Raw genomic sequence first — 18,583 nt, forward strand, 5'->3', positions numbered from 1 at the left:
TTATTTTCTTTCAGTTTCAAATTCATATTCTGCCTGCAGCTTCAATACGCTGTTCAGCTTATCAAGGTATTCCATTTGCTTCATCAATGTCATATCCCATGCATCGAGCAGTATGAAAAAGCTTCCTGTATTTTGCTTGTAAGCCAATAAGGATGTTTCCAGATTTTTCTGATACGAGGGAATGATTTCGCTCTCGTAATTTCTCAGTTGTTCTTTTTCATATCTCAGCATGGTAATTTTTTCTGAAATCATTTTTTCTGCCATCAATTGCATGGTTTCTTTTTCTTTCTGCATGGCTAAAATTTCAAAACCCATTGATTTCACCTCCGACTTATACATTTTTGAAGACCAGGGAGCAATCGGAATGGTCATCATTCCCATCACAGAAAACTGATTCGGCATTCCGAACATCTGCATATGCTGAGCTTTTAGGCCGAAGTCCGGTCTTTTAAAAGAGGACATGTAATTCTGATTCAAAGCCATTGATGTGATGAAGCTTTCAATTGAAAGAATATCGCTTCGCTTTAGAGCTGAAGTATCATCAAAAAGGAGTGTTTCATAATTATTTAATGCTATGCCTGTGTCAATGCTGAATGAAGTATTGATGGCGCGGTTCATCAAAATATTCAATCCGATATTGCTCTCGGCAATTTGTGATTGCAACATCAATTGCATGTTTTTCAAATCGGCGGTTTTTGCCTGCGCTTTGTAAATGGTGCTCAAGTCGGATTGATTGTATTTGTACCGTTCATTAGCAGTGGCAATAAAAAGATTAAGCAATTGAACACTCTCATTCACTGTTTTTATTTTTTTCTCTGCTACATATCGCTGGTAATAGAGCAGCTTTGCATTACTGCGAAGAATATTTTTTGTCCACTCGGCATCATTCTGCTGGACACTTGCAAGAGAACTGATGTAATTTCTTTTGGCATTCAGCTTTCCGCTATTCGGGATCATTTGCTCAACGGAAAACATCAACCCTGCCTGGTTCATAGGGTCATCCTTTGAATCGAGCATATTAAAATCATAAGGAAACCTGTCAAGTCCGAATGAAGCGGTTGGCGGCATCCAGCTTTTTGCACCTTCTGCCTGAGCCTGTATGGATTTTATTTTTGAATCATACATCAGGATTTCAGGATACGATGATTCAATTCTTTGAAAAATGATTTGCAAACTCAGATGTGTAGTATCCTGAGCAATCAATGATGCAGAAGGAAGCATCAGCAAAACAGCGATAATATGTTGAATTAGTTTTCTCATTCTTTAATGTCTAACACTTTCAGCTTTCCGTATTTTTTGAGTTCTCTTTCTTTCACTATTTCGTAGATCAGGGGCAGAATTATCAGGGTGAAAAAGATGGCGGTAATCAACCCGAATACAAATGGAATGGCAATTGGTTTCATTACATCGCTGCCAACTCCTGTTGATGCAAGTATAGGGATCAAGCCAAGAATATTTGCAAGGTTTGTCATCAGAATGGGTCGTACGCGTGGGGTAGCTCCGTTGAAAATTGCTGTTCTGAGATCACCGGAAGTGATGCCTGAATTACTATGAACCAACTCACCAACCGAATGATTCAGGTAAGCAATCATAAGCACACCTGTCTCCACTGCAACACCGAATAGCGCTATGAAACCAACAGCAACGGCAACAGAAAAATTTACATCATAGAAATAGAGTGAATAAACACCGCCAACGAGCGCAACCGGAATACCCATGAAAACCATGAATACTTCTTTCGGAGAACGAAAAGTGAAATAAAGGATGAAACCAATAACGAGAATTACAATGGGGATAATAATCTTTAACCTGTTTTCCGCACGCACCTGGTTTTCATACTGCCCACTCCATTCAATAAAATAACCTTTAGGGAGTTTTTTGAACGCTTCATCAATTTTTTCCTTCGCGTCCTTTACTACGCTTCCCATATCCCTTCCTCTCACATTAAATAAAACTGTTCCGCGCAATAAAGCATTTTCGGAATTTATCATAGGTGGTCCTTCGTTGATGGAAATATCGGCCACTGCTGAAAGCGGAACCGGACCATACTGTGAAGTTTGAATCGGAATCCGTTTTATTTCAGAAATATCGTTCCTGAAATCCTGCGCTAAGCGAATGCTTACATTGAATCGTTGTCTGCCTTCGACTGTTGTTGTTACAATCATTCCGCCAAGGGCGGATTCTATCAGCATGTTTACATCATCTATACTCAATCCATACCGCGCAATTTCCCTGCGGTTGATTTTTATGCTTAGGTATTTTCCGCCGGTAAGTTGTTCCACATACAAATCAGCAAGACCTTCAACACCCTTTAATGCTTTCTCTACGCGCAATGAAAGGTCATAGATACTGTCGAGACTTTGGCCGTAAATTTTTACGCCCACATCGGTGCGGATGCCCGTGGAAAGCATGTTGATACGATTGATAATCGGTTGCGTCCATCCGACAGTTACTCCGGGAATCTGAACTTTCTCATTCATTTCAGCAATGAGCTTTTCCTTTGTCATTTTTTTTCGCCACTGTGATTTTGGTTTGAGGATGACAATAGTTTCAATCATGCTGATGGGTGCATTATCTGTGGCTGTGTAAGCTCTTCCGGCTTTCCCTAAAACATTTTCTACTTCAGGAAAACTTTTTAATATTTTATCCTGCACCTGCAAAATCCGTTTTGCTTCTGAGTTGGAAACATCTGGAAGTGTTACCGGCATCATCAGTAACGAACCCTCATCAAGCGGAGGCATAAACTCTGTACCGAGATTTATAATCAGTGGAATGCTGCCTATAACAATTGCAGCGCAGATGATGAGAATTGTTTTTTTCCAGTTGAGACAGAAGAGAAGAACCGGAGTGTAGAGGCGAACGAAAAAATTAGAAATGGGATTACGGCTCTCCGGTATCAGTTTTCCCTTTACCAGGCTCCTTGTCAGCATGGGAGACACTGTGAGGGCAAGAATGGCAGCGCCAATAAGTGAAAATGTTTTGGTGAGGACTAATGGAGAAAATAATTTACTTTCCTGTCCGGTCAGAAACAGAATCGGTGAAAAAGAAATGATCATTATGATTACAGAAAAGAAAACAGAACGGCCAAGGGAAGTGGTCGCCTTCTCCACAACTTTTATCCTTTCCTCGTCTGAAAGCTCCCTAGTATTTGCAATTCTCTCCTTCATTCTGCTTTCTTTTTAAGGGCATAATCGGTCAGTGAGCGATATGCATTCTCTGTCATCACAATTGCTGGGTCAACTACATCACCGATTGCAAGCGCAATTCCACCCAGCGACATGATGTTTGAAGTAATTCCAAAAAGAGACATTAGGATAAAGCCAATCAAAACAGATAGAATGATGGAGATGATGGCAACTAATCCGCTTCTAAGGTGGAACAGGAAAATGATAACAATGAACGATACAATCAGAATTTCCTGCCATAATGCGCCTTTCAGAGTATCAATGGCTGCAAGAATAAGATTGCTGCGGTCGTAAACGATTTTGAACTTCACTCCTTCCGGCAAACCTTTTTCCACATCCTTCATTTTTATTTTCACGCGTTCAATCACATCTTTTGCATTTTCCCCGTAACGCGACACGACAATTCCCCCCACCACTTCTCCTTCTCCATTCTCTTCTGTAATTCCCAAACGCAAATCACTGCTCATTTGTACTGTGGCAATATCACTCAATTTGACTGGAATAGATTTGTAGCTTCCCACAGCAATCTCTTTGATGTCCTCAATGTTTTCAATATAACCAAGTCCCTGCACCATCAATCCGGCATCATTGAATTCATATAAACTTCCACCCACATCTTTGTTATTTGCTGAAACAGCTTTGGCAACATCCATCATGGGAATGTTGTAATACAAAAGTTTGTAAGGGTTAATTGAAACCTGGTACTGTTTCTGAAAACCTCCGAACGAAGCCACTTCGCTCACACCTTCTACGTGCTGCAAAGCAAATTTTATATACCAGTCCTGCAAGGCTCTCAGCTCACCAAGATTGTAATTGGGTGCATCAAGGGTGTACCAGAACACATGACCAACCCCTGTTCCGTCAGGACCAAGTGACGGAGTGATTCCGGGAGGTAAAAACTTCTGCGCATAATTCAATCGTTCCAAAACACGGGTGCGTGCCCAGTAAATATCCACATCATCATTAAACACAACGAAAATGAAGCTCATGCCAAACATGGATGCTGCGCGAATCGATTTTATTTTTGGAATGCCCTGCAGGTTCGATACCAGCGGATAGGTAACCTGGTTCTCCATGATTTGAGGATTGCGTCCCATCCACTCTGTAAAAACTATCACCTGGTTCTCCGATAAATCAGGGAGTGCATCCACCGGAGTTGTATAAATTGAATAAACGCCACCCACAATAATCATGACTATTCCTACCCACACAAGAAAGCGGTTATGAATTGACCAGGAAATTATTTTTTCAATCATCATTCTATGAGTAAAATGTTATAAAAACAACCACTCCTGCATTCACAGCGTGAATTGATGTGAAATTATTCGATTGAATTTTTTCAGCGTATGATGTTTATCATAGTCTTGGTTGACAAATATCACATCAGTAACACATGAAGTTTACTTTAAGCCCTTTCATCAAAAATCCTTTTATTGTTGAATTGCTAAAATCACTTTGCAAGATTTCTTCTCCAGATCTACGTTGCTTTGATCTGTAAAGAAGCAAGCCGGTTCTGCAAAATGTTAAGTGGAGAATCTTGAATGAATTTTCGCTGTATAAAGGTGAGTCCATTAACTCCGGAAAGCATTACACAATTTCAGAAAAGAGTTGCATAATTCACACATTATCAAGTGTGAAGCTTTCCCTTTTCATAGGATTTTTGGAATAAGATGTGTCAAGCAGCAGTTAGAATCTTTCAGAATTTCGGGGTGAGGTTTGGTTTTATTCCATTCAAAAAATTATTTCTGTCGCACCAGTTTTTCTGTGCAAAAAAATTCATCACTTTTTATCTCAAATATCAGTAAACCCGATGGCGAATTCAACGCTGGTTTCCAGTGAATGAATCGTTCGCTTCCCGATGTGAGAATAGTTTTGGTGTCAATCTTTCTTCCCAATTCATCGTACAAACTCAACTGCAAAGTTTTTGCTGCTGCAGCAGGAAGTTCAACTACAATTTCATCAGTGAAAGGATTGGGATAAACCTTTGGAGAACCCACATTAAGTTCTTCTATGATCGTAAGTGATGGTGAACCGATATGCAAACTATCAATATACAGGTTGTTGCCACCATCTGTAACATTTACAATTTTGATGATCACCCTGCTGAATGAAACGTAATTATTCAAATTGATTTTGGCCTGCTTCCAAATAGTAGTACTATCGGGAATATAGGGCGTTACCTGAGTAGGACCTGTGGTTAGCGAACTTCCGGATTTATAAAATACCTGCGTGAAATTCAAGCCGCAATCTGTACTTAACAACACGATCAGCTCATCAGAGTAATTCACATCACTCTTTGCATAGGCCCATCGAAAAGTGAGATACGGCGATCCGGCAAAAGATGTTAAATCATAAGCCGGCAGGATAAGTGCATCAGCTTGTCCGTAGTTGGTGTTGATGAGGTTGTTGATCTTCGCCGAAGCAACTCCTTCAAATTGTGTGGCAACGGTGTCGCGTTCCCAAGTAATTCCATTATCCGAATTGTCAATCACAATTCCGTAGGGAGGAAAAATTGCCTGCTCAAAAGTTTCATCGTAAGGAATAGCTTGTCCTGGTTGTGGTGGCGATACCATGATGTAATTCACAAGTGTGAGTGTATCGCTCCCGTTTGCGCCTGTTGTAATGAGCGTAACATCAAAACTCCCGACTGAACTATAAGTTACCTGTGGATTCAAAACAGTGGAAGTGGATGGATCTCCTCCTGCAAAAATCCATTCGAAAGAAGTGGGATCGTTCAAAGTTTTATTCGTAAAAGAAACGGTATTACCAAGGCAAACCTGCTGGCCATTTGAAATGAAATCAGCCACTACAATGCAGGCAGGCGAAGCATAATTGCTGTCGCAACCGGTAGCGGAAATATTTGCCGGCTGCCAAATATCGAATCGCATGGAATTCAGTGTGGCATGCATGCGATCACTCTGCCCCTCAGTGAGCATGCTTTTACAGGCATCATTGGTGTAATCCATATAATTTTCAATCTGATCATACACATCGGGAAAATCATTGCTGCACGTGTTGACATTGGGGCATCCGAAATTGGGATTAACAACAGGTGGTGTATCACACACCAAATCACCATCATTACAAAGGTCAATTCCGCAACCCCCGTTAAAGGTGTGGTACAATCCAAACCAATGTCCTGCTTCATGAGAGCAGGTTCTGCCAAGGTTGTATGGTGCAGTTACTGTACCGATGGTTCCGAAAGCATTGTGTACCATCACTACTCCATCCTGATCAACGGGTCCTCCGGGAAAGGAAGCATATCCCAAAACACTCCCTCCAATTGTTTTCACCACATAAATATTTAGGTATCGCGATGGATCCCAGCTACTCAGTTGCGACAATTGCGCTCGCTCATAGCTGTCATGATTGGTAAGCAGTGACTGAATCCGCACAATTCCTTCTGTACAATCACCGTCGGGATCAAGCTTAGCGAGACAAAATTGAATATATGTATCCACCCCGTTGCCGTCGCCATTGCTGAAAGGAATTTTTCTATAATCCTCGTTGAGCACGTCAATCTGGCTTTGCACCTGAGCATCGGAAATATTTTCTATGCCGCCATTATGAATCACATGAACCACCACCGGGATGGTATATATAGTATCTAAATTTCTCAATGAACCTTCGCTATTCTGCAAATGATTTTGAATGACTGATTCAGCGGCATTCACAAAAGCAAGATGTTCGGCCTTCCATTGATCGAATCCGCAAACCGGTTGCTGGCTCTTTGCTGAAAATGAAAATAAAAGCGCAATGAAAGAGAGTAGAATTTTATTTCTCATTGAAAATTATTTTTTGGTAGTAGTAATTTTCTAAGTTGCTGATTTCAGCGATATAAATCCCGTCTGATAGATTTGCTTCTTTCAAATCAACTGTAGTTTCCTTGCTATGAATTACTTTTTGTATCAGCAATTTTCCCTGTAAAGAGTACAGGTCGAAATTCCATTCTCTGATTTCTGCATTTCCATTTTTCAGCCGGATGAAAATTTTATCTGTAGCCGGATTCGGAAATAATTCCATTGCAACCGCACTTGCTGTTTCAATTACAGAAGTAGCCACATCAAGCACCTTTGTTAGTGCATAAACAGAATCACCTGTAAGATCATGGTCGTGATTGGCAGCGAGTGAAGAGAGATAAAAGGTGATGGCACCTTCATCTATTGATGGTGCTGTCCATTGAAAATTCCAGGTAATGGTTCCAATCACATCTGCATCAGCACCGCAGGGTGTGTGGCTGAAATATTCTTTTGTTGCCTCCGTAAATTTTCTGGTTCTGAATGTATCAACCACGATAAAGTCGCCGACGGATGCATTGGTGCTCTTTCTTGCCGTAACCGCAAATCCGAATTTATCAATACCGGATTGCTGCGTCGTAACTGTTGCATCGTATGTCGTTCCGGGCACATATTGATTAATGCCATTACCCAGGTCGAGGATAACCGATCCTGGTCCGGTATTCGGCGTGCCGCCATGGCAATACTCGCAGCCGGGTGAACCTGGTGCGCCCGCATGCCCGCCAACAGTGGGTGAATCACAAGGTCCGTTTAAGTCTGTTGCTCCATTGGTAAACAGCAGCCAGGTGGCGGCGATTGAAATGATGATGAGAGTAGATTTTATTTGTGTCATGGTAAGATTGTTTTTTCATGTTGTTTTTGGACGATCTGGAATTTTAACTGCTCATTAACTCATTTGGTATTGCAACATCATTCCATCATCTTCATGCTCCAGATTATGGCAATGAAAAACAAATGTTCCCAATAGTGACCCAAAAGGAACGATCACTCTGACGATCTCTTTCGGCATCACATTCACGGTGTCTTTCAATCCTTTTTCGTGCGGCTGAATGGTTCCGCTTCCATTGGTGCGATCAAGAATTTGAAATGGCTGCCCGTGCAAATGCATCGGATGTGGCTCTCCACCCATGCTGTTATCAAATGTCCACACTTCAATGTCACCGGCAGTAATGTATTCATCAATGCGGGTTGCATCAAAAGTTTTCCCTCCAATGTTATGCCCTGATCCTGTAATGTGACCGCCATGTCCCATCCCATGTGGATTGGAAATATCGAAGCTACGTGTTTTTGTGGCTGCTGATTCATTGAGAAAAGTAATGAACGAGAGTGTTGAGGGTAAAACAAAGGAATCACTTTCCTGCAACGTCACCACAAACTTCATGATCTTAAATTCCTGTGTTCCCTGTACATCGCCACCATCAAATGTCTTACTGATCAGGAATACTTCATCATTCACAGTATTATTTCTGAAGTCAACGATCAAATCAACACGCTCACCGGGACCTAATAAAACTGAGTTGACTGTTTCGGATGAAGGAAGCAATCCGCCATCAGAACCTATAATTGAAAATGCAGCTCCATTGCTCAATGCAAGATTATAAACTCGTGCATTGCTTCCATTCAGCATTCTAACACGGTACTGTTTTGTTGAAACGGTATGAAAAGGGGCATACACGCCATTTACAAAAACAAATTCACCCATATAGCCGGTCATAATCTCACTATCCGTGGGTGAATAGTTAATGCTGTCTGCCATAATTCTCTTATCCTGTATCACCAATAAAATTTCATCCGATCCGGACGGCAGATTCAGTGCGGCTTCTTCCGGATCATTCACCACCATCAGTCCGGCCAACCCTTTAAAAACATGCTCACCGGTTTTCTTATCAGGATGCGGATGATACCAATAAAGGGAAGCACGTTGATTGACGGGAAAAAAGTAATTGAATGATGCACCGCTTTGTATTAAAGCCGTTGGGTGTCCATCCATATCTGCCGGAGCAGCCAGCCCATGCCAGTGAATGTTTGTTGCTTCAGGGAGATTATTCTGAACATTAACAGATAGTGATTCACCCGAATTAAATTTTAAAGTGGGGCCAAGAATGCCATTACTTTGATAGCCGTAACCGGCCAGTTTGTTTCCATTGTACAAACCACCGGAAGTTGGCTGTGCCACTAACGACGCATTGTTAGATTGAATGCCAGGAAATGATAGTGCGTCGGTAAAACTTCCTTCAGTAACAGGGACAGGCTCACCCATCATCATGTCTTCCATACTATCGTGATTTTTCATGCAACCCGTAAGCATTGGTAAGGAGCCTCCGAAGAAAACTCCGGCAGCTCCTAATGATGAGATTCTGATAAATCTTCTTCTGATCATTGGTTACAATTTTAGTTGACGGTGATTGTTTGCATGGCATCATCCATCATTGTCATATCTTCATTGTGTGCAGCCAGCATTACTGTGTAAGTACCGGCATTGTTGTATGTATGGCTTAAAGTTGTTCCCTCACCATTGGCGCCATCTCCGAAATCCCACTCCCAATGAAACGTATCGGTGGAACAGTTAGCATTGAAATTGATTGTTTCGCCTGCATTGATGGTTGTTTTGTCTACTGTAAAGCAGGCGACAGGGTTACTGTCCTTTTTGCATGAAGCAAAAGCAAGAGTGAGCAGCACAATTACTGCAATTGACTTAATCCTCTTTTTCATTATTATCTGATTTTCGTTTTAGGAATTGATTAGAAAAGTATTGATTTAAGTGTTTTAATTTTTCAAGTTTAAAAACCAACTATTTGAATGAATAATTTTAGTAAGTTAAAGTAAGACCAACTCCGAACCCCATGTCACTATCGTAGTGAGTTGAAGCAGAAATGTATTTCGTTAAGATATAGCGGAATCCAGCCATGTATTCTTTATCAGTGTTTATCATGATATTAAAACGTAGCCGTTGTGAGATTGGCACATCTTCTCTACTCAACTGAACGCGGAATTTACCATCTCCGTCAATTCGTGCATCTGCAACAAAGAGCATCGGTAAGGTATACGCAATACCAGCTACTACTGTTTGACGATCATTTTTATTACTCGTTTGCCCGAACATATTTTTGTCTTCGTTACCGAAGATATTTTTCGGGCTACCCTGCAGGCTAAAAAAATTATCATGTGGGTGGCCTTCTTCTTTATAGTGGAAATCAAAACCGATATAGGGATACCACCACTGCATCCGACCTAAATAGCGACCTAACATTGTTTCGCTCTCATAACCATGTTCATCATGATAACCAAGGTGCCACATCGTACTTGCTTCCCATCTGGTTTGAGAAAGCATTACTTCTCCATCACTGCCATTCGTTTCAATACCAACCCTCCCCATCAGATGAAATCTTTTGTCATCGGAATTTAATCCACGTCTGGCAACCTTAGCGTTGGCTATATCAGTCTTGGCGGGTGTTTCATAACTAAACACTCTTCCCATCCCACTCATCATGTGATACAAAATGTGGCAATGAAAAAACCAGTCTCCTCCTGGCTCGCTTGCTGCAAATTCTATGGTGTCGAGCTCCATCGGCATAATGTCAATAATATTTTTCATCGGTGCATATTCACCCTGTCCGTTTAATACTCTAAAATCATGGCCATGGAGGTGCATGGGATGTCGCATCATACTATTGTTAAAGAGAATGATGCGAATGTTTTCTCCTTTTTTTATTAATATTTTATCTGATTCAGAAACAACCTTATTATCGAGACTCCACACGTAGCGGTTCATATTGCCCGTTAAATCAAACCGTAATTCTTTTAAAGGACCTTCTGGTAAAGTGGTTTTTTTGGTGGCCCGGAGCATTGCATAGTTGAGAGTAACTATTTCTCCAGATTCACTTTCCATATTCATTCCCGGCATGGTTTCATGCTTTTGCATGTTATGCATATCATGTCCCTCTGGTGTCTCTTTTTCCGTTGTCTCTTTTTTGTTTTTCTTTTTTGATTTCGCTTCTCCAGTTATTTCAGGATACATAACCACATTCATATCCATCTCCTGATTCTGCATTTTCATACCCTCCATTTCAACCATATTTCCTTTCATGTCCATCATATCGTTCATCATTTTCATTCCCGGAAAATATTTTAGACGTGGAAGTTTTACTGCGGTTACTTTTTCACCTCTGCCTAACCATAATGACGCTGAAGCGGTACGGTCTTCTGGTGTCACTAAAAATTCGTATTGCTTATTCTCTGGAATTGTAACAATGACATCGTAGGTTTCAGAGACAGCAATAATGAGACGGTCAACTTCGACAGGTTCGACATCGTTACCATCAGTAGCTACCACAGTAATTTTACCGCCCGAGTAAGTCAGCCAGAAATAATCAGAAGCTCCACCATTGGCTATTCGTAACCGAACCTTATCTCCGGCTTTGAATTGTGTGTACTCACTTTGGTTTTTTCCGTTAATTAAAAAAGTGTTATACCAAACATCACTCACATCCATTGCATTCATGCGCTTCCATTCATTCGTCACTTTTACTCCGAAATGCCCGGATGCAATAGCTTCTGTGTAACTCTGCGTAGTTCCTTTTTTAATAGCAAACCAATCCGTAGCACCTTTAAGGCTGCGATGTACTTCTTCAGGTTTCATATTAGTCCATTCGCTCAATACAACCGGTATCGTAGGGATTTCGGATTCATTCCGTTTGTTCATAATAAACATACCATACATACCAATTTGCTCTTGTAATTTGCTGTGACTATGATACCAGTGGGTACCATGCTGAATTATGGGAAATTTGTATAAATACGTAGCGTGCGGTTTAATAGGCATTTGTGTAAGGAATGGAACACCGTCCATTTCATTAGGCAAAAACAATCCATGCCAATGAAGTGATGTTTCTTCCTTCAATTCATTGTGTACCCATATCTCTGCTGTATCACCCTCTGTGAATGTCAGTGTCGGCATAGGTATCTGCCCATTCACTGCAATCGCACGAACATCTTTTCCAGAAAAATTCACGATAGTATCGCGCACATACAAATCGTATCGTACAGTTCGCTGAGCGAAAACTGGTGCAGTAAACAAAGGGAGCAAAAGGGTCAATATAAATTTCTGCATGGTGTATGAAAGGTTAAAACAAGGAGTCACCAATGAAGGCGACTCCTTGATCATTAATTAATTACTGCTTTGCCTTCAAAGTTTCTTTAGTTGACCCGCAGGAAAGCATTTTTTTACCCATGTAAGGATTTACAATTTTCGATTGCTGACTTATCCAGTAGGCTCCTTTGTTATCATTTGCCATTGGGCAATACTGATAGTAGAGGTCTGCAGTATGGACGTTAAGCTCTTTGAGGAGCTTATACATATTTGAGGAGAGGGATATAAAATGTTCCCTCTGGTGATCAATTTCATCTGTACCTTTGATGTGTTCTGCATCATAGCTCAGCTTCTCATTGTATTTCATCCAGACTTCGTGCTGATCAGAAGGCATTTTATCCATGGGCACGTTGCCTATGGCGTCATACAATGATTTCGCTGCAATACGAGCGTTATTGGCCTGATCCTTTGCCAAGTTATCCTTGAGCTCCATGTAACTATTAACAACCGAACTAAACACTGAAGTACTATCAATGACTACGGGATTACTTACTGTTTGCGCACATGAAGGATGTACAATGGCAGTTGTTAAAATTACCATTGTGATAATTAGATTTTTCATTCTTAAGAAATTTTGATTATTGATTGAAATGAATTAACAGATTCACAGATATTTTTTGCTAAAAAATACCGTAGCTCGCCCTAATGACGAGAAGATGCGCAGAAGATCAAATTTGAAAACTCTTGATTAGAGTTCGAATACCCGCTTTAGGAGGTGGTGGATGAAAGACATTGTATTCAGCTAACGTTTCATGCACTTCTGTAAAGAATACGATAAGCTCAGGTTTAAGAAAAACCTGTATAAAAGAAAATGCCTTTGTAAAATCTGAGTTAAAGCCGACAAAATATTGCCCGGTGCTTGTGAAGAATGTTAAATGACCTTCCTGACAATCTTGAGCATCCTCTGTATTATCATTCGTATTACAGCAAGAGTGCGATTGTTGACGTTGTTGGTTAACTTGATTGTGGTTGCAATCACTTCCTAAACTGCACCACACTGAACAGACATGCATGTACAGTATGATTGCAAGAAGTGCTGTTGCACCTAATTTTGATATGTAATTTAGAGAACTCAATTTATTACTTATTCACAACATTTTTTCTTTCGTATGAAAATTGCCTTCAACATACGAAGTGAAAAATCTCCAATCTTCTGAAAAATCATTCTTATCATATGAGTATCAGCATCAAAAGGGCCATGCTCACCATCAGTAAATCTTCAATTAGAGTTACAGTGCCCAAAGGTACTCTAAAAATAGTGCCAAGGCATGCGCACTCAATGATTTGTTTATTTCTCAGGCTATTGATTACCCCGAGGGTACTAAAACCCATTACAATGACTACTACCAGATAAATCCACTCCAGATTTCCACCAATCAGAAGTGATACACCGAACAACAACTCTATAAAGGGGTATATAAACCCGTAAGCCCTCCATTTCTTTGCTAACAAATCGTATGTGGCATAGCCATTAGCGAAACCATGCAAATCAAGCAACTTGAAAAAAGAGAAGGTAAGAAAAAAGCCAGCCATAAAATTATTCATCCACGAAGTCCAATTGATTACCGGATTATTGTAAGCTGCAATAAAGCTCACAAAAGTGATGTATCCGAATATCAGTAATAATGGTTTATAGGTTCCAATCCACGTTTTTTCCTGTACGGTCTCCATTGAATGGATTACATCGCTTATGTCTTCGGAGATGACATATTTCTTGTCAGGGCTAATCGCGTATTGTAATGATGGTAGAGCAAGGTGGCTATTCATTTCAATAATAGCTTTACCCGGGTTAAGTGAGACTTCAGCCGATAGAACTTCAGGTAGTTTGAGAAGCAGACTTTTCACTTTACTGCTGCAACCATTACAAGTCATTCCAGTGATGTTATATGTATGTGTCATAATGGGTACAAAATTATATAGTCTTCCCGTAGAGGAGTTATGGAATTTTGGAAAAGAAATTCAAGATTTACAGGTTAGTTGCCATATACATACAATCAGCAACACACTTATGGCAAGCTGATCACGGCTTGCGGTTCAATTTATCAAGAGGGGTTCTTGCTGGATTCAAAACTTTGAACCGGCTAGGAGTCATTCCTGTCACTGACTTAAATTGGGAAGAGAGGTAGGCAGCTGTACTGTAGTTTAATTTGTCCGCTATTTCATTGAGGGATAATTCATCGTATTTGAGTAACTCCTTTACCTTTTCAATTTTCTGTGCAATGAAATATTTTTCTATGGTGATACCCTCAATTTCAGAGAATAGATTACTGAGATAAGTATAGTCGTGTTGCAACTCTTGACTGAGATAGTGTGACAAGTTCTCTTTACGTTCTTCGTCAGAATAATGCACCAATTGAACAATAGCAGTTTTTATCTTTTCAATGAGGCGACTCTTTTTATCATCAATCAATTCAAATCCCAGGGGAATTAAGGAGGCTCTGATGTTGGATTTCTTCTCATCGTCAATCTCTTCTTTAATGGTCACCTCCCCAAGCTCTATTGATTCGGGATGTAAACCCTGACTAATAAGCTCCTTCTTTACTGCTGTTTTGCAGCGATCACAAACCATGTTTTTGATAAAGAGCTTCAATTTGCTTTGCAAATTTTATGAGTAGTAGAATTATTTCCTGATTGAACAGTGAGAAAATAGATTCCGTTCTCCCAATTCGCTATATCAAAGCGAATACGATGAGAGGTTGCCGGTACGGCAGTTGAAAAAATGTTTCGCCCGGTAAGGTCAGTTATCGTAATGGTTACCTCATCAAGAATGTCAAGAGACAAATCAAGAGTAATTTCGCGAGAAGCAGGATTCGGAAAAACTGAATTGAAATTACCAATTTGAGCACTTGGAAGTCCAGTAGCTAAGGAAAACGTTCCCTGCCGAAATTGCACCGTACCAGCATTATCATCTTGCCAAACGATAAATATATTTCCAGTAGTAAGCGCTACGTCAGTATTAGTGATATCATTCACATCTACGGTGTCAAATCCTTCCGGCAAGCCATTGTGAAGCTCATTGGTGAAGCGGAGTGCTAACTGATCACCTCCATTGACATGTTGCTTCCATGCAATAGCGTAGGCATTTCCCGCACTTGCAATTCGGGGATAATTTTGTGATGAAACTCCTGCAATATTTCCAATGAGAGCTATACCTACTGCACCTGTGAGTGAAGAAAGAGAAGTTTTACTAAAATAATTTAAGTTCATCCCTCCAGCACCATTCATAAAAGTGGAATAAAGGGTATCACCGATAATAACTCCATCAGGTCCTGTCGAAGGGCAAATATTTATTATCCAGTTATTCTGATCAATGGGTAATCCTAGAGTGAACGTGTTTCCGCTATCATTTGAAATGCCGACCCATGAATCACGAAGATTATCGAGATTATCACGGTAGAGCATAGCGACCGTACTTCCTGAAGTAGTAATACTTCCAGGGCAACAATCACATACGGTGGCTCCTACCCCTGACCATCCGCTCGCCAATACGTCCGGAGAAAAAGTATTTCCAAAGTCATTTGATCTTGTTACCACCCATCGCGCATTTGCGAATCCAGGATCAAATTTCATAAACCCTATAATGGGATGGCCAAACACATCCACTGTTACGGTTGGAAACCTTGAGATACTATCAGCGATAAAATCTATTTGTACCGGATCTGAAAATGTCATGCCTCCATCAAATGAACTTACAATGTAAATGTGGCTGGTTATATCCGCTTCGGGTGTTTGTTTCATTACAACATATACGGTGTCGCCTTTAGCTGCTATATCAGGACCCATCCAACTTGCAGTCGCAATTGTTAACCATGAGGGATTAAGCTTTACAGGCATTGTAAACGATGATCCATCCCACCGGGAAATAAAAATCGATTCATCAGAAGCCCTACCCCAAATAACTATTGCATCACCACTTCCATTCGTTACAATACGGGGATGAAGATTTTCATAGCTATTCATTGCAACTTCAGTTTCTATCGTCCAGGTAATAGTATTCTGTGCAGAAGTGAAAATGCTTGATGCAAGAAACATGATCAGTAAAAACTTTTTCATTGCTTGACGAGTTTTCCAGTAAGAATTTTCTTGCCAGTGTTCACGGTAATAAAATATATCCCTGCACTGAGTGATGAAACATCAAGCTGTATGTTTTGCGCGAAGGTTTGCTGTTGGATTTTACATTCCTTACCCAATATATCGATGACTTTCAACGATACTTCCTCGTCATGTACTTCTGCCAAAGTAATGGTTGTAAAATCGTGAACCGGGTTAGGAAATATTGATATTGGATACTGTTCTTTAATTTCTAAAATTGATGTATTGCTGCTATCCATAACCAGAAATGATCCCATCATGCCGTCATCTTCATGATGAAGCATGTGGCAATGAAACATATAGGGTATAGAATCATCAACATAATCTTCGAACTTCATGATTACACGTGCGTTTTGCATTGGCATTACGAGCACCATATCTTTCTTTCCTTGTTCGTTTGGTGGAGGTATACTTCCATTTGAATCCAGTATAAAAAATTGCACATCGTGAATGTGAAAGGGGTGAGCAATCATGGTCTGATTGTCAAATTTCCAAATCTCAGTCGTGTTTTTGTAGGTGACTACATTGATGCTATCCATTTGAAACTGCACACCATTGATAGTAAATGGTCCTTCAACCATTTCCTGCTCATCAATAGTATCCTGGGGTGCCAGAAGAAATGTTCGAGTTATGCTTGCATCGCTTTCATTCAGTGGAGTTATTGTATTGAGCGAAGATGGAATAGTAGTAACCGGTGTTGCTGTTGGTGTTACAACGTTGATACGAAGAATGTTAAAGTCAGCACCATTGAGAGGATTCAAATGATATTCCGGAATTGCAATGAATTCATTACCTACCGTATCAGCACCATATATTCCTGTGGGTAATTCGCTTCCGAAGTTTTTTAAATAAATTGATTGGTCTTGCAGTGATCCTAAGTCTACCAGAATTTCAGCACGTTCACCTGGCGCTAACCTCACTCTCGCAAGAGACACAGGGGCATTCAACAATCCGCCATCTGTCGCGATTTGATGAAATGTAAGATTATTGGAGAATCCAAAATTATAATTACGTAAAGACGAAGCATTAAGCAATCGCAGACGTACTACCTGCGCAGGTGCATCCAGATACGGATTCATTGTGCCATTCACCATCATGACCGTGTCGAGTTCTGAGGCTATAGCAATCTGATAGAGTACATCGAATGCTTTGCTTTGAACAATGAAAGGAAAATCATCGATCCCGTATGTCCGTGGCAAAATCTGTGAAGCTTCATTACTGTCTTTCACAATGATTAATCCTGCTAAGCCTTTTGAAACCTGTATGTCTGTCTTACCCACACCATGCGGATGATACCAATAGGTAGCGGCATCATTCATTACCGTAAAGGTTGCATCCCAGGTTTCACCTTCCTCAATAATTTGATGGGGACCTCCATCCTCCTTTGCAGGTACATGCAACCCATGCCAATGCATCGTAGTGGTTGTATTGATCCCATTATGCACATGTAGCGAAACTGTCTCCCCCTTGGTAAATATCAACGTTGGAGAAAGAAAACTTTGGTTGATTCCGTATGTTGGAGTGTTCCATCCACTGAAAAAGGTTTTGGTTCCTGCCTGCACATTTAATTGGAAATCCGTTCCGGTCAGAGTAGGTGGAATAAATAGAGGATTCTGTGCAGTAGTCTTTTCAATAGAAAAAACCAGTACGATAATCAACCATGAGATTGAAACAGGCAATTTCATTGCACGAAAATCTTTTGCGTATGATGAAAATTCTCACCTCTTGCAACAATGAGATATATTCCAGTAGAAAATTGAGACAAGTCTATTACTGAATTGAGAGATTGACCTTTTCCTTCGAAAAGAATTTTGCCTTCTGCGCTAAGAATAGAAATCTCCTCAATCATGCTTGTATGAAGAATGAACAATTGATCTCCGATAACTTGTAGACTTAATGGAAGACTGGTTTGATTCTCAACTCCAGTGATTCCTGAACTGATGATCCAGGTCAAAGTATCTCTCGATAGAGGATTATCTGTTTCCCAAACTACATAGCGAATAATTGCAGTTCCTGCATTAGTATGTGGGGTGAGATGCACACTGAGGAAAGCATATTCACCAGGAATTACGGGATGCATTACCCCGCTTTCTTTCAGGTCAGCGTAGCAATTATTGTTATCACAAATGAGTGCTTCCCAAGTTGGCGGGACATCCGAGCTCACTTTTTGCCAACTCATGAAAAGAGAATCGCCGGAAACGTTATTCTGCAAAATGTTATACACCGTGAGATCATCGAACTCTGCCACTTCAACAATACTGTCGCCAGGAGACAATGCATAATTCTGTGCAAGCAAAACATTAGCAGCAGCAAACGTAATTGCGACTGCTAATGCAAGCGTATTTAGGATGCCCTTCATG

General features: G+C 40.5%; 15 protein-coding genes. All 15 read right to left on the reverse strand.

Annotated elements, in window-relative coordinates:
* The 15 genes from K1X61_13185 to K1X61_13255 all read right to left on the reverse strand — a co-directional run bounded on the left by K1X61_13185 (position 1) and on the right by K1X61_13255 (position 18,582).
* Positions 1–1,260, reverse strand: a complete 1,260-nt coding sequence (locus K1X61_13185) for a TolC family protein (GenBank protein ID MBX7109599.1) — start codon at positions 1,258–1,260, stop codon at positions 1–3.
* The gene (locus tag K1X61_13190; protein MBX7109600.1) at positions 1,257–3,167 is read right to left on the reverse strand and encodes an efflux RND transporter permease subunit; all 1,911 of its coding nucleotides are present in this window, start codon (positions 3,165–3,167) and stop codon (positions 1,257–1,259) included. The genes K1X61_13185 and K1X61_13190 overlap by 4 nt, the downstream gene beginning before the upstream one ends.
* Positions 3,164–4,441 carry an efflux RND transporter permease subunit gene (locus tag K1X61_13195; protein MBX7109601.1) on the reverse strand — a complete coding sequence of 426 codons (1,278 nt, stop codon included), beginning with the start codon at positions 4,439–4,441 and terminating at the stop codon, positions 3,164–3,166. The genes K1X61_13190 and K1X61_13195 overlap by 4 nt, the downstream gene beginning before the upstream one ends.
* Before the next feature lie 483 nt (positions 4,442–4,924).
* On the reverse strand, positions 4,925–6,970 hold the full coding sequence (locus tag K1X61_13200; GenBank protein ID MBX7109602.1) for a choice-of-anchor J domain-containing protein: 2,046 nt from the start codon (positions 6,968–6,970) through the stop codon (positions 4,925–4,927).
* The gene (locus K1X61_13205; GenBank protein ID MBX7109603.1) at positions 6,960–7,814 is read right to left on the reverse strand and encodes a T9SS type A sorting domain-containing protein; all 855 of its coding nucleotides are present in this window, start codon (positions 7,812–7,814) and stop codon (positions 6,960–6,962) included. The genes K1X61_13200 and K1X61_13205 overlap by 11 nt, the downstream gene beginning before the upstream one ends.
* A gap of 54 nt (positions 7,815–7,868) precedes the next feature.
* Positions 7,869–9,362, reverse strand: a complete 1,494-nt coding sequence (locus tag K1X61_13210) for a multicopper oxidase domain-containing protein (GenBank protein ID MBX7109604.1) — start codon at positions 9,360–9,362, stop codon at positions 7,869–7,871.
* An 11-nt stretch (positions 9,363–9,373) separates the two neighbouring features.
* Positions 9,374–9,694, reverse strand: a complete 321-nt coding sequence (locus K1X61_13215) for a PKD domain-containing protein (GenBank protein ID MBX7109605.1) — start codon at positions 9,692–9,694, stop codon at positions 9,374–9,376.
* A 97-nt stretch (positions 9,695–9,791) separates the two neighbouring features.
* A complete protein-coding gene (locus K1X61_13220; protein ID MBX7109606.1) occupies positions 9,792–12,092 on the reverse strand; it encodes a multicopper oxidase domain-containing protein in 2,301 nt (766 codons plus the stop codon).
* Between the two features lie 61 nt (positions 12,093–12,153).
* The gene (locus K1X61_13225; protein ID MBX7109607.1) at positions 12,154–12,693 is read right to left on the reverse strand and encodes a DUF3347 domain-containing protein; all 540 of its coding nucleotides are present in this window, start codon (positions 12,691–12,693) and stop codon (positions 12,154–12,156) included.
* A 106-nt stretch (positions 12,694–12,799) separates the two neighbouring features.
* A complete protein-coding gene (locus K1X61_13230; protein ID MBX7109608.1) occupies positions 12,800–13,144 on the reverse strand; it encodes a hypothetical protein in 345 nt (114 codons plus the stop codon).
* Positions 13,145–13,301: 157 nt separating this feature from the next.
* The gene (locus K1X61_13235; protein MBX7109609.1) at positions 13,302–14,030 is read right to left on the reverse strand and encodes a cation transporter; all 729 of its coding nucleotides are present in this window, start codon (positions 14,028–14,030) and stop codon (positions 13,302–13,304) included.
* A 121-nt stretch (positions 14,031–14,151) separates the two neighbouring features.
* Positions 14,152–14,700 carry an AraC family transcriptional regulator gene (locus K1X61_13240; protein MBX7109610.1) on the reverse strand — a complete coding sequence of 183 codons (549 nt, stop codon included), beginning with the start codon at positions 14,698–14,700 and terminating at the stop codon, positions 14,152–14,154.
* Between the two features lie 17 nt (positions 14,701–14,717).
* Positions 14,718–16,184 carry a T9SS type A sorting domain-containing protein gene (locus tag K1X61_13245; protein MBX7109611.1) on the reverse strand — a complete coding sequence of 489 codons (1,467 nt, stop codon included), beginning with the start codon at positions 16,182–16,184 and terminating at the stop codon, positions 14,718–14,720.
* Positions 16,181–17,908 carry a multicopper oxidase domain-containing protein gene (locus K1X61_13250; GenBank protein MBX7109612.1) on the reverse strand — a complete coding sequence of 576 codons (1,728 nt, stop codon included), beginning with the start codon at positions 17,906–17,908 and terminating at the stop codon, positions 16,181–16,183. The genes K1X61_13245 and K1X61_13250 overlap by 4 nt, the downstream gene beginning before the upstream one ends.
* Positions 17,905–18,582 (reverse strand): T9SS type A sorting domain-containing protein, encoded by a 678-nt coding sequence (locus tag K1X61_13255; protein ID MBX7109613.1) that lies wholly within the window; start codon positions 18,580–18,582, stop codon positions 17,905–17,907. Before K1X61_13255 ends, K1X61_13250 begins: the two co-directional genes overlap by 4 nt.
* Between the last annotated feature and the right edge of the window lies 1 nt (position 18,583).

This window comes from Chitinophagales bacterium (genome assembly GCA_019694975.1).
GTDB lineage: Bacteria > Bacteroidota > Bacteroidia > Chitinophagales > UBA10324 > JACCZZ01.